Below are 14296 nucleotides of genomic sequence, written 5' to 3'. Positions count from 1 at the left end.
TCTACGGTCTCATGATCAGCATTTTGCGCCTACCGATCAGGCGGGACTCGCGGACTTTCTCGGCGTCAAAGAAAGTTGAGACGGGCGAGTCGCCCACCTCGGCGAGTGAGATGGGGCGTGGTCCGCTGAAGGCGCCGGGCGCTAACTAGGCAGATTGTGCATCTGTTCGGGATGGAGGCTTGGGGGCGATCCAAATCAAGCATTTTGCAATCCGAGACAAGCAAAGCGCGCTCCCAGGCGCCTCCTCGCTAGTTCGTGTTACAATGCATGTCGTTTCTAGATCATTTTGGCCACCTCCGTCATGAAGCATCCGGCATTTCGAACTCCTGAAGCCGGCCATCCTCGGCTCACCGGTCCCTCGTCTGAGGCGCCAATTTCTTTCATTTGCCTGCGGCTCCTTCTGACGCCGCGCTATGCAGAACGGGCAGAATGGAGTGCACTCTCCATGTCCTTACGGTCGCTTGCTTGGCCAAGCTAGCCGATGTCGTACCTTCCTCCCCCCAATCCCGTTCGTCCCGGCTCTAGCCCGGAGCAGCGCTTGCGCAACTTACAGCGTCGTTTTCGCGCGGTATCGGCGCGCCATGATCGTACCACTAAGCTGCACTCTACTAAGCTGCGATGGGCCATCACGGCATTGATCGCAGCCGCTGCCATTTTGGCCGCATATCCGGCTATTTGGCTCCTTGTTTCGAGCCCGTGGTCGGTCACGATCACGCTCAAACACATCGCGTCCGCCCCCAACTGTGATTTTGCCCGCTTGGTCGGCCTAGCACCCGCGAGGCGCGGAGAGCCAGGCTATTGGAAGCACCACGATCGCGATGGGGATGGGGTTGCTTGCGAACCATGGCGGCCACGGCGGGGAGATGTCTCGCCTCTAACAACAGCGACCAACTCAGATTGAGTTGCGCGAGCCGTTGCGACGCGCCTAAGTAGTCGTGTGTCAGCTCTCGGCGGAAGAGCGGTCGCCGATCCATGATCGCATGGGCCGCTGCTTTTGACCCGTCGGAAGCGTTGTCACTTCGGGATGTGGTCTTGCTTCATTGCCGACGGCATATCGGCCATGGTCGCGCTCGTGGGGCACAGAGCCAACCCAATCCCCCTGCAAGAGCGGCAAGACGTTTTGCCTGCTTGACGCGAGCACATTCCCTCATCATCAGCGGAATTTCCCTGTTTCGATTTTAATGCATCGCGACGCAATGCCTGCGATTTCAACGCCCATTTCGCATTTTTATGCCCGGTGGCGCCCCTGCGGCGGGCATTTTTCCCTGCAAAATTCCCTGAAAGCAGGGACTTGATCCCCGGTCCCTTTTACGCTTTTGGGCGGGCGGCTCCGCGCGCACGATGACGTACCGATCCAGCGCATCGACTAGCGGCGTCACGACCGGGCTCAGATTAGCGGGACGCCCTCGATCTCCGAGGAGCAAAGAATTGCGCCGTTAGATCTGGAAGAGAAAGTCCTGATTGGTCAAAGTATTCGCCGTAACGCTGGTCAAAACAATTTCCATATCCGCCGACCCTTGGTTCTGTGCAGCGCCCGAGCTGTTGACGTAGACAATCGTATTCGCGCCGCTCTGAATCCACGCGATACTATGCGCGGCGACTTGGGCGCTCCCGCTTAGCAGGCCCTGGACGCTCGTCACTCCCGCGATCGCCGAGGTGTCGATGAGGTCCGCACCATGAACGAAATCACTGATCGTATCATGGCTTGCTACCGTGGAGTCGGAAACCGCGGCGAAGACGAATTGGTCGTTTCCCGCTCCTCCTATCAACGTGTCGGCGCCTCCTCGCCCCTGGATCACGTCATTTCCAGCTTGCCCATCCAATGTGTTGTTGCCGGCATCGCCGAAAATGAAGTCAGCGAAGGCTGAACCACGGACGGCATTCACGCCGGTGAACGCATCTGTCCCCGTACCTGCGGCATCACCAGAGACGGTCCCGTGGGAGTTGCCGGCGGCGAGATCGACGGTCACCCCATCCAGGGCATTGTAGAATGCAATGCGGGTATTGCCGTTGCCGGTGATGGTGTCATTGCCCGCCATCCCCTCAAACTCGTTGAAAGTACCGAAATCGCCGAGATTCGGCCCGGACACGCCGAAATTGGTCGCGACATAGGTGTCGGCGAAGGCCGTCCCGCGGATCGCTTCGACCGATCGAAGGGTATCCGTTCCGATCGCAGTGTCGCCGGTCACCACGCCCGAAGCCAGATCGACTTGAATACCTGAAGCCGAGCCATCGTTATTGTAGAACGCTCGGTCAAAGCCAGCTTTACCGTCGATGGAGTCATTGCCGGCGCGACCCGCAAAATCTTCCGCGGTGCCATTAGGATTGTTAGAGCCGGTGATGGTATCGGCAAATGACGACCCTGATACGGAGCCAACGCCTGAGAAGGTGTCGGTGCCTACGGACCCATCGCCGGTCACGGTCCCCGACGCGCCGCTGGTGGTGCTGGTCCAGCTATTAAGGCCGAAAGTGATCGTCACCGGACCGGTCGCATTGGTGTAGATCAGACGCGTGTTGCCGTTGCCGGTGATCGAATCGTCACCACCAAGTCCCTCGAACTGGTTGAAGGTGCCGTTGTTGCCGACGTTAAGAGCGCCTGCGAGGCCGTATCCCGTTGCCACATAGGTGTCGGCAAGGTTGGTTCCCTGGATAGCTTCGATCGAGCGCAGCGTGTCAACCCCGATCGAGGAATCGCCCGTAGCCGTGCCGGTCGCCATGTCAATGGTGACACTGCCGGTTGAAAGGTAGATGTTGTGATAGCTGGCGGTATCAAAGCCGCCGCGACCGTCAATCGTGTCGTTGCCGCCAAGTCCGGTAAATGTCTCGTTGGTGCTGCTTCCCGACAGGGAATCGATGAACATCGTGCCCATGATGGCATTGACGCCGGTAAACGTATCGCTTCCGACCGAAGAGTCCCCGGTAGCCGTGCCGGCTGCTATGTCCACCACAACGCCCGCGGTCGCATTATTGAATCCGATGCGCGTGTTGCCGTTGCCGATGATGATGTCGTTGCCGCCCTCGCCGGTGAACTCGTTGAAGGTCCCCAATGATCCGGAGTTCGTGCTGGTGTTGCCAAACCCGGAGGCGTTGTAGGTATCGGCAAAATTGGTGCCGCGGACAGCTTCGATCGACACCAGTGTATCATTACCAACCGTGGCATCTCCCGTCAGGGTGCCGGCCGCGAGATTGACAGTGATGCCTGACGTGGTGGTCGGATCGTTATTGTAGTCGACACGGTCGAAGCCGCCGCGGCCGTCGATCACATCGTTGCCAGCGAAGCCTGCAAAGACCTCGATCGTGCCGAATCCATTGTTGCTTCCGAAAAGGGTATCGGCGAACGCAGAGCCCCAGACTGCAATAATGCCGGAGCCGACAAACGTGTCGTGACCAACGGATCCATCTCCATCCGCCGTACCGGCTGCGATATCGACAGTCACACCCGCGGTGGCGCTCACATAAGAAACCCGCGTCAGAGCCGCGCCCAAAGGGTTCACGGCAGTTAGAATGGTGTCATTGCCGCCCCGACCCTCGAACTCGTTAAACCCGACCGGTGTACCGGGAATACCGGTGGCTCCCGCGAAGCCGGCCGCATTGAACGTGTCCGCGAAATCGCTGCCAATCGCAGCTTCGATCGCGACGAGCGTGTCGGTGCCCACTCCCGGACCGGATGCCGTGCCCGCCGCCAGGTTGACGGAGATTCCGCCCGTGGCATCGGTGTAGACAGCGCGGTCGAAATCGGCCCCGCCGTCGAGCAGATCGTTGCCGCCGAATCCCTGAAGCCGATCATTTCCTGCAAGCCCGTAAATTGCATCCGCTTGGCTCGTTCCGAGCAGCACATCCGAGCCCGAGGTGCCGTTGGTGGCGTTCGGAAAGATGAAGTCGCTTTGCTGGAGGCTTGTCACACCCATCAGCGTCAGAGTATTTCCGCTCCCAAAATTGATGATGGTATTGCCAGCACTCAACGTCGATTTCGATTGAACGTCTGCGAACGTGAAGATGCCGGACAAACCTGTCAGATCAATGGTGTCGCCCTGGCTGCGGTCAAAGTCCGTGATGGTGTCTGCTCCGCCGCCATCGGCATAGACGAAAGTGTCAGAGCCGTTCCCGCCAGTCAGGGTATCGGCACCGCCACGGCCATCGATCCGGTCGTTGCCATCCCTGCCGTCGAGCGTATTGGCATTGGCATCTCCGAGGATGACGTCGGCAAACGACGAGCCGCGGACGGCATTCACGCCGGTGAACGTGTCTATCCCGGTGCCTGCGACGTCACCGGAGGCCGTCCCGTGGGAGCTGCCTGCGGCGAGATCGACGGTCACCCCGTCCAGGGCATTGTAGAATGCAATGCGGGTATTGCCGTTGCCCGTGATGGTGTCATTGCCGGCCATCCCCTCAAATTCGTTGAAAGTACCGAAATCGCCGAGATTCGGCCCGGAGGCGCCGAAATTGGTTGCGACATAAGTGTCGGCGAAGGCGGTCCCACGAATCGCTTCGACCGATCGAAGGGTGTCCGTTCCGATAGCAGCGTCGCCGGTCACCACGCCCGAAGCCAGATCGACTTGAATACCTGAAGCCGTGCCGTCGTTGTTGTAGAAGGCTCTGTCGAACCCACCCTTGCCGTCGATGAAGTCATTGCCGGCGCGCCCCGAAAAGTCTTCCGAGGTGTTGTTCGGATTGTTCGAGCCGGTGATGGTGTCGGCAAATGACGATCCCGATACCGAGCCGACACCGGAGAAGGTATCGGTGCCTACGGACCCATCGCCGGTCACGGTCCCCGACGCGCCGCTGGTGCTGCTGGTCCAGCCATTGAGACTGAAAGTGATCGTCACCGGACCGGTCGCATTGGCGTAGATCAGACGCGTGTTGCCGTTACCGGTGATGATGTCGTTACCGCCCATTCCCTCAAATTGATTGAAGGTGCCATTGTTGCCGACGTTGGCATAGGGGAGGCCGGTAGCGGGATCGATAGCTCCCGTGACGCCGAAATTGATCGCGTCATAGGTGTCGATAAAGTTAGTGCCCTGAATGGCTTCGATTGAACGCAAGGTATCGGTGCCGCTCGAGGCATCGCCTGTCACCGTTCCAGCTGCAAGGTGAACGCTGATCCCACCCGTCGTGAAGGTGAGGTTGGCATATTGCGCCGTGTCGAAGCCGCCTTTTCCGTCGATAAAATCATCGCCGGCAAGGCCCATGAAGTTCTCGTTGGCACCGCTGCCCGAAAAGGTGTCGGCAAACATCGAGCCAATGACGGCGTTGACGCCGGTGAATGTATCGGTCCCCACCGAGGCATCGCCGATCGCAGTGCCCGCGAGGAAATCGACCGTCACGCCGGCGCTTGATTGCGTATATTGGATTCGGGTGTTGCCATTTCCGATGATGGTATCGTTGCCGCCCATGCCTTCAAAATTGTTGAAGGTGCCGCTCGATCCGGCATTGGTGCTGGTGCCGCTGAAACCGGTGGCATCGTAAGTATCAGCGAAGTTGGTGCCGCGGACGGCTTCCACTGAACGCAGCGTGTCGGTTCCGATCGTAGCATCGCCAGTGACGGTTCCGGTTGCAAGATTGACGGCTATGCCCGTGGCTGTGGCGGCGTCGTTGTTATAGATGGCGAAATCGTAGCCGCCGCGACCATCGATCAGATCGTTGCCGGCACGACCGTCATATTGCTCGAAAGTGCCATTCGGATTGTCACTGCCCCGCAGCGTGTCTCCAAATGCCGACCCAATGACCGAGTTGACGTTGGTGAAGGTGTCGTTGCCGACTGATGCATCGCCGTTCGCCGTTCCCGCGGCTAGATCAACGACGACCGCCGCTGTCGCACTGACATAGGAAATGCGAGTCAGACTCTCGCCGGAAGGATTGACCGTGCCGGTGATGATGTCATCTCCCCCCATGCCTTCGAAACTGTTGAAGCCAATTGGGGTACCAGGGACCCCGGAATTGCCGCTGAAGCCGACCGCCGAGTAATGGTCGGCAAAGTTGCTGCCCTGGATGGCTTCGATACCGATCAAAGTGTCGGTGCCGACACCCGGACCCGTCACGGTCCCTGCCGTCAGATCGGCGGTAATGCCCCCGGTCGCGTCGACATAGGCCGCGCGATCAACACCCGACAAGCCGTTGAATATGTCATTACCGCCAAAGCCCTGGAATACATCGTTCCCGGCAGTCCCGGTCAGGGTGTTGTCGCCAGCGTCGCCGAGAATGGCGCCGGGCACGCCGACAAAATAGACCACCGCGCTGCTGGTCGCGGTGTTGCCGGCCGCATCACTCACCCGCGCCGTCAGCGAGTTTTGGCCGTTGTTGAGCGTGACCGTGCTGCTCCAGCTGCCGTTGCCCTGCACGATGGCGGTGCCGATCGCGGTGGTGCCGTCCAAGATGGTGACGGTCGCGCCGGCATCGGCGACGTCCACTGTGCCGGTGATGGTCTGGCTGGCCTGGTTCACCGGCCCGCCCGCGCTGGTGATCGCGACCGCGGGCGCCGTGGTGTCCAGGGTGAAGCTCAGCGATGCAGTCGTCGAACTGTTGCCGGCGGCATCGCTGAACTGTGCCGTCACCTGCTTGGCGCCATCGGCGCCGAGATCACCGGCAGTCACCGTCAAGCTGACGCTGCCGGCCGTGACGTCGGCGGCCGTAATCACATGCGTGACCGGATGCGCCAGCGGCGAGCCGCCCAGCAACAGCTGCACCGTATCGCCGATGGCCGCCGCCGGGCTCAGCGCCACCGTGAAGCTCGGCGAGGTCGCCGAGGTGATGTTGTCGGTGCCCGAGCTGCCGCTGTCCGAGCCCGCCGTCAGATCTGGCGTGCCGCCGCCCGGGGCCGTCGTGTCCAGCGTGAAGCTCAGCGAGGCCGACCCGGTGTTGCCGAAGCTGTCGGACTGGCTCGCCACGATGGTGTGTGGTCCATCGGCCAGCCCGCTCGGTGTAAACGACCAGGCACCTTGCGCATCGGCGGTCACCGTCGCCGCGATCGGGCTGCCGTCGATGGTGAAGTGCACCGCCGTGTTGGCGAGGCCGGTGCCGTTCAGCGCTGGGTTGGCGGTGACATGATCAGTCGCCGAGGTGCCGGTGTCGGCGACCAGGGTCTCGGTCACCGTCGGGCCGGTGGTGCTGAGCGTGTAGACCACCGCGCTGCTGGTCGCGGTGTTGCCGGCCGCATCGCTCACCCGTGCGGTCAGCGAGTTCGGGCCGTTGTTGAGCGTGACCGTGCTGCTCCAGCTGCCGTTGCCCTGCACGGTGGCGGTGCCGATCGCGGTGGCGCCGTCCAGGATGGTGACGGTGGCGCCGGCATCGGCGATGCCGACCGTGCCGGTGATGGTCTGGCTGGCCTGGTTGACCGGCCCGCCCGCGCTGGTGATCGCGACGGTGGGCGCCGTGGTGTCGAGCGTGAAGCTCAGCGACGCTGTCGTCGAACTGTTGCCGGCGGCATCGCTGAACTGTGCCGTCACCTGCTTGGCGCCATCGGCGCCGAGATCACCGGCAGTCACCGTCAGGCTGACGCTGCCGGCCGTGACGTCGGCGGCCGTGATCACATGCGTGACCGGATGTGCCAGCGGCGAGCCGCCCAGCAACAGCTGCACCGTATCGCCGATGGCCGCCGCCGGGCTCAGCGCCACCGTGAAGCTCGGCGAGGTCGCCGAGGTGATGTTGTCGGTGCCCGAGCTGCCGCTGTCCGAGCCCGCCGTCAGATCTGGCGTGCCGCCGCTCGGTGCCGTCGTGTCCAGGGTGAAGCCCAGCGATGCCGAGCCGGTGTTGCCGAAGCTGTCGGTCTGGCTCGCCACGATGGTGTGCGGTCCGTCGGCCAGCCCGCTCGGCGTAAACGACCAGGCGCCTTGCGCATCGGCGGTGACCGTGGCGGTGCTGAGAACGCCATCGATCGTCAGATGCACCACGGTGTTGGCGAGGCCGGTGCCGCTCACGGCCGGGTTGGCGGTGACATGATCAGTCGCCGAGGTGCCGGTGTCGGCGACCAGGGCCTCGGTCATCGTCGGGCCGGTGGTGCTGAGCGTGTAGACCACCGCACCGCTGGTCGCGGTGTTGCCGGCCGCATCGCTCACCCGTGCCGTCAGCGAGTTCGGCCCGTTGTTGAGCGTGACCGTGCTGCTCCAGCTGCCGTTATCTTGCACGGTGGCGGTGCCGATTGCGGTGGTGCCGTCCAGGATGGTGACAGTGGCGCCGGCATCGGCGATGCCGACCGTGCCGGTGATGGTTTGGCTGGCCTGGTTGACCGGCCCGCCCGCGCTGGTGATCGCGACGGTGGGCGCCGTGGTGTCCAGGGTGAAGCTCAGCGACGCCGAGCCGGTGTTGCCGAAGGGATCGATCTGGCTCGCCACGATGGTGTGCGGTCCGTCGGCCAGCCCGCTCGGCGTAAACGACCAGGCGCCTTGCGCATCGGTGGTCGCCGTGGCGGTGCTGAGAACACCATCGATCGTCAGATGCACCACGGTGTTGGCGAGGCCGGTGCCGCTCAGCGCTGGGTTGGCGGTGACATGATCAGTCGCCGAAGTGCCGGTGTCGGCGACCAGGGTCTCGGTCACGGTCGGGCCGGTGGTGCTGAGCGTGTAGACCACCGCGCTGCTGGTCGCGGTGTTGCCGGCCGCATCACTCACCCGCGCCGTCAGCGAGTTTTGGCCGTTGTTGAGCGTGACCGTGCTGCTCCAGCTGCCGTTGCCCTGCACGATGGCGGTGCCGATCGCGGTGGTGCCGTCCAAGATGGTGACGGTCGCGCCGGCATCGGCGACGTCCACCGTGCCGGTGATGGTCTGGCTGGCCTGGTTCACCGGCCCGCCCGCGCTGGTGATCGCGACCGCGGGCGCCGTGGTGTCCAGGGTGAAGCTCAGCGATGCAGTCGTCGAACTGTTGCCGGCGGCATCGCTGAACTGTGCCGTCACCTGCTTGGCGCCATCGGCGCCGAGATCACCGGCAGTCACCGTCAGGCTGACGCTGCCGGCCGTGACGTCGGCGGCCGTAATCACATGCGTGACCGGATGCGCCAGCGGCGAGCCGCCCAGCAACAGCTGCACCGTATCGCCGATGGCCGCCGCCGGGCTCAGCGCCACCGTGAAGCTCGGCGAGGTCGCCGAGGTGATGTTGTCGGTGCCCGAGCTGCCGCTGTCCGAGCCCGCCGTCAGATCTGGCGTGCCGCCGCTCGGTGCCGTCGTGTCCAGGGTGAAGCCCAGCGATGCCGAGCCGGTGTTGCCGAAGCTGTCGGTCTGGCTCGCCACGATGGTGTGCGGTCCGTCGGCCAGCCCGCTCGGCGTAAACGACCAGGCGCCTTGCGCATCGGCGGTGACCGTGGCGGTGCTGAGAACGCCATCGATCGTCAGATGCACCACGGTGTTGGCGAGGCCGGTGCCGCTCAGCGCCGGGTTGGCGGTGACGTGATCGGTGACCGAAGTGCCGGTGTCGGCGACCAGGGCCTCGGTCACGGTCGGGCCGGTGGTGCTGAGCGTGTAGACCACCGCGCTGCTGGTCGCGGTGTTGCCGGCCGCATCGCTCACCCGCGCGGTCAGCGAGTTCGGGCCGTTGTTGAGCGTGACCGTGCTGCTCCAGCTGCCGTTGCCCTGCACGGTGGCGGTGCCGATTGCGGTGGTGCCGTCCAGGACGGTGACGGTGGCGCCGGCATCGGCCACGCCCACCGTGCCGGTGATGGTCTGGCTCGCCTGGTTCACCGGTCCGCCCGCGCTGGTGATGGCGACGGTGGGCGCCGTCGTGTCGAGGGTGAAAACAACGGGCACGCTTGTGCTAACGTTGGCGCTAGCGTCCAAAGCGACGATGCTGTGGTCGCCATCTCCTGCCAGAGTGACTGCCGTGCTCCAAACACCGCCGGAGCCAACGGTCACCTTTCCAATTTGTGTGGTGACACCATTGTAGGTATCGTACAGCGTCACTGTCGTTCCAACGAGGGACGCGTCGACAGTTCCGCTGATCGTTTGGCCTCCTTGATTGGTTGGGCCACCTGCATTGGCGATAGTTACAGGCGCCAACGAAACCAAGGCGATAACTTGCGTTGTATCCAAAGTGGGGACGAGCGGTTTCGATGCGGACGCAGAACCTCCCGTGATGGAGGCGAGGGGCGCAAAAGTTGGAGTGATCGAGCCGCCACCAGCTTGGCCCTTGACGTCGTCCGCAACAACGGTAGTCGGAGCCTCGGTGGGTGATGGTGGCGGGCTCCCAGCGAACTTCTGCAGTGATTTTGTATCGACGTCTCCTCGCTTGCCGTCGCTAGGTGCCGGAGTGTCTGGAGCGATCTGTTTCCCGATATCGTAGGTCGTTAACACCTGCTGAAAGGCGTTGAATTCCTGCGCAACCTGGCCTGGGCTCTTACTGACGGCTTGGGTGATCACCTCGAAATTCGCGGTTGGCGTGATGGTCATCGATGGGCCGTCGCTGGTAACTATCCCGATTGGATCCCCCGCGGTACAAACACCTTGAAGCAAGTTCGTTGGGACGCATTTGAAGACCTGTACGGAATGAACCTGACCGTCTTGCTGATCAGCAACGGAAACCGAGACCTGTCCATCCACTGCATCGACGTTAAGAAGGACGGCTGTACCGCGAATTCCGATCACGGCGGTAGGCGTTGCGACCTGCATGTCACCCGTTTTGGCAACCTGGCCGGCGACGAAACTGGCGGCGCCCTGGACGAGAGTGAACAGCGAATGGTTCGCGCCACTCGTCAGACTGACTAAGGTACCGCTCGCACTACTCTGCCCCTCATACCCCAATTCGTTCAACATGAAGCGAGCGTTGGCACTCAGGTTGAACGTTGAGCCGTCGATCAGAACGAGGCCGAGGGTAGAGCTGCTTCCAGTCTGCACGATATCGTTCTGATAGACGACGTCCCCGTTATTCGCCTCGATAGTAACGCCGTTGCGAACGATGCTCGCGCTGCCCGTTATGGTGGCGACATGGCCAATCACCTTTCCAGCGGCAGCATTTCCTCCGGCTTGAGCAAAGGTTTGGTAGCCGGTGAGAGCTTCAACGACTCTTGCATCGAGCAGTGCGCCGTCCGCAGAGCTGAGCGGCGAACGCTTCTCACCGAGAAAGTAATTGGGGATCGTGATCCGATGGTTGGGATCGGAAATGATGAGATCATGGCCCGAACGTGCATATTCACCCGAGAACAAGAGATGCGCGTCAGGAATGATGAGCGCGTTGGCTGGGCGAGGTTCAGGTAAGCTGAAGGACTCCGAAGCGACCTCAGATCCGGCAACATCGAGATTTTGGTTTAATGGGGTATTCAAATAGTGCCCCACACTCGGAAATTGAAATTAATTAATTTTGTGTTAATAACACATCGTAAATTAACTGCAAACAGATTGTGCGGTCGGCGTCGGAATCTGTTTGAAGCCCATGATCGTTCGACCCCGGAATCAAACGAGAGCGTTGGCACCCGTGCGGAAGGTCCAACTCACATGGTACGATCAAGAGCGTTTCGTCGCCTTGACCTGATCGAGGTGCGGCGTCAGTTGGTGCGCGCGCGCAACCGACATTCCAGTAACCGCGTTATCGTAAGGCGCATCAACGGCCTGCTATGCCGGATTTACCACTTGGATGGCATCGCCCCCAGCCAAAGTGAGCGAATTCGCAAGGCTGTTCAAATTGCGCTCCGAGGCACATCCGAAGGTTAGTTGACCTAAGTCCCGATCAGAGAGGTAACCGCTGCCAAGCTTGTCCTTCAGCTTAGTGCAAGCAGCAGCAGGCCCAGAGCATCGGCGCGCGCGTCACGGATGTAATGACCAAAAAATACCGGCTTTGGCACCGGACCCGATTCCGGCCATGCTGACGTAGAGTTGCGGACCGCAGCCGCTTGCGCAGATTCGTGCATTCGTCGCTGCCCGGATCTCTGTGCATCCTCACTTGCGGGGCAGTTGCACAGCGGATCTCGGTTGACCGATGTTAGCTCTATTCTGCGGCGTTGAAGCTGGGCTGGCGATTGCATGCCTGATTGGCAACGTTAGCCTCGATGGCCATCTGAAGCGGCGAGGCAGACAGCAGTGCCATAGCCGATCGTTCTTCGGTCAGGCGCCTCTCAATGTACTGCCGTTCAACTTCGGTCAGCGTCGTTTCGAGCAGGCGCACATACCGATCTATGTTCTTCTGATATGTGCGCAAACGGACAATCTTCTCGTCCATCATCTTCCATCCGGGCGGGAATGAGTACGATATTTGAAAATAGCTCTTGAAGAAGTCTTTTTAAATATTTTATATCAATGCGTCGTATTTAAAATGACAGATAAATCTGTGCGGGTCAAGAAGGGGTATCTTCGATGAAATCGATCATGCTCACAGTCATAATTCTGTTCGCTATTTCGACCGTCGCGCCGCTCTATCCGTCTCCAGCACTGGCCCAGCAAAACACACCCGACAAAGCCAAGGGCGCTAAGAAGGGATGCAGGCCGGGGGCAAAATACGCTTGCTACTAAGCGAGGTCACTATTGCCGTTGGTTCGCGAGTCCGCAAAAGTCGTCGACGAGGAAATCCTTGTTGGACCGCGCCTGGTGATGAAATGGCAAGCCAGCGTCTTCGGCGCTTCGACCAAGAAGCCGTAGCCTGGATCGAGTAAACCCGGAATTTGGTGCGGGCATCAGCGATGCAAGATTCTCTCTCAATCAAAGAGCAATTTACTGTTGGCGCTCGCATCGAGGTAAGACCATCTGCCGGGCCACGGTTGTCTGGCAGAACTGGGACTTTGATTGGTGCTGGATATCATCCCAAAAGCCTCCGTATCATATTGGACGGTTCAAAAACACCGATCACTCTTCACTTTGCATACGTTGCAATCGTAAGTGAATGATTCTGGACAATGCTACGGCAGCTTAGAGTGACGCGTTCATCAACAGGCGGCCTATACAGGCCCCGACTTGTTGATCGTTCGGGCCAAGGATTGACGCAGAGAGAGCCACGCCGACCACACAACTTTAAATAAGATTGAGAGTATCATCCGTGGGGAAAGAAGGCCTATTGATCGCCGCACCGATAGCGTCAAAGATCAAAAGTGGGCTAGAGGCAGAGCCGAGGGAACGGCTGATGCCAAGAACTCTTCGAGAGCAACTTGATCAAGTTGAGTGCGATATCAAACTGTACATGGAATTTGATAAGGCAGAAAAAGACCGATTCAATCGCGAGTCTTACTTGTGGACCGCGGAGGATCGCATCGAATGGCAGGAGATGCAATCCGACAATGCTCAGCGACTCCGAGAACTCTTTGAAGAGCGTGACGCATTGCGCAGCCAGCTGGACCTGTAGCGACCTGTGAGGACGCCGAAGAGTCTTGCAGCGTTGATAGTAACGTCCCGCTCATGCCAGTTGAGAAACGAGAGTGACCAGCTCCGACTGGCGGTGCGCTCCCGTCTTCGAGAAGATCGCTTTCAGGTGATTGCGAGCCGTTTCGCGCGAAATGCCGAGGTGTTCGGAGGCGCTGTCGATCGATGCGCCAGTTGCAAGCAGCGCGGCCAATCGAGCTTCGGCTCGTGTGAGGTCGAAGGCTTGGCCGATGAGCGCCGGGTCTGGCGCAGCGCGCGGGACGAGGTTGGATAGGATCAGCACGGCACGCGCTCCGAGGAAGACGGAACGCGCGACGCCGTCCACTGGCAGTATGCGTAAGACAACCGGTGGCTTTGTCGTCCGACGAATGAGGATCGGAGAGGCGGGGATAGCGATGGCGTCAGGCGTAGACCGGATCAAGCTGATCAGCTGATCGAGTTTCGTCATCGCCTGCTTGTCGCGCAGAACGAGACGCCGCTCCCTGATGCGGATCTCATCGTCAAAGCCACAGTCGGCCACCTCGTTCGTGCGCAGGACCATTCCCTCTCGGTTGAGGACCAATGCAGGTTGACGAACACGGCTGAGGACGTCGGTCATCGACGTCAGCGCGACCCTGCCGACGGCGGTCGCGAGCGTGGCGGTCTCGGTGAGGCGCGGCGCCAATTGCGCGAGCAATTGCTTGTCGCGGGTCTCGAACATGCCCTCGCGGCCCGTTCGCTGGATCGTCAATGCCCATGCTGCGGTGTCGGCCCAGAAGCCTATGCCGGCGAACCAACGGTATCCGAACGGAAATAGCACCTCGTTGTACATGGGATCGGAGCGAATCTGCTCCAGGGTCATCACGTCGAGGTCGGTCACGACCTCGCCCGCCATCATGCGCGGAAACCCCCTGGCGCGGGGATCCTTCAGATGCCAGTTGTTCCTGAAGTAGAACTGGGTCCCTTCGTCGATCGATTCGGTGCGCGGAACGTCCGGGGTCCTGATGTCGCTCTGAAGCAGGAGTGCCGCTGACGCCCCGACCGCCTTGCAGATG

Annotated in this window: 5 protein-coding genes; 2 read left to right on the top strand and 3 right to left on the bottom strand. The window is 61.0% G+C overall.

The window, feature by feature from the left end; translation table 11 throughout:
* Window positions 1-481 precede the first annotated feature (481 nt).
* Window positions 482-901 (top strand): excalibur calcium-binding domain-containing protein, encoded by a 420-nt coding sequence (locus tag XH85_RS36230; RefSeq protein ID WP_128935733.1) that lies wholly within the window; start codon window positions 482-484, stop codon window positions 899-901.
* Window positions 902-1436: 535 nt separating this feature from the next.
* Here XH85_RS36230 and XH85_RS36225 read toward each other — a convergent pair.
* Window positions 1437-11240, bottom strand: coding sequence for an Ig-like domain-containing protein (locus tag XH85_RS36225; RefSeq protein WP_164940881.1), 9804 nt, complete (start codon window positions 11238-11240; stop codon window positions 1437-1439).
* Window positions 11241-11901: 661 nt separating this feature from the next.
* Window positions 11902-12135, bottom strand: a complete 234-nt coding sequence (locus XH85_RS36220; protein WP_128935731.1) for a hypothetical protein — start codon at window positions 12133-12135, stop codon at window positions 11902-11904.
* An 807-nt stretch (window positions 12136-12942) separates the two neighbouring features.
* Between XH85_RS36220 and XH85_RS36210 the strand changes: the two genes are divergently transcribed.
* The gene (locus tag XH85_RS36210) at window positions 12943-13245 is read left to right on the top strand and encodes a hypothetical protein (protein ID WP_245473700.1); all 303 of its coding nucleotides are present in this window, start codon (window positions 12943-12945) and stop codon (window positions 13243-13245) included.
* A 51-nt stretch (window positions 13246-13296) separates the two neighbouring features.
* Here the strand turns inward: XH85_RS36210 and XH85_RS36205 are convergent, their stop codons facing one another.
* Window positions 13297-14139: a helix-turn-helix transcriptional regulator gene (locus XH85_RS36205; protein ID WP_164940880.1), complete on the bottom strand. Its 843-nt coding sequence runs from the start codon at window positions 14137-14139 to the stop codon at window positions 13297-13299.
* Window positions 14140-14296: the final 157 nt, after the last annotated feature.

The sequence above is a fragment of the Bradyrhizobium zhanjiangense genome, from assembly GCF_004114935.1.
GTDB classification, from domain to species: domain Bacteria; phylum Pseudomonadota; class Alphaproteobacteria; order Rhizobiales; family Xanthobacteraceae; genus Bradyrhizobium; species Bradyrhizobium zhanjiangense.
The sequence above is the reverse complement of the archived record's forward strand: the minus strand, read 5'-3'. Positions and strand labels throughout refer to the sequence as shown.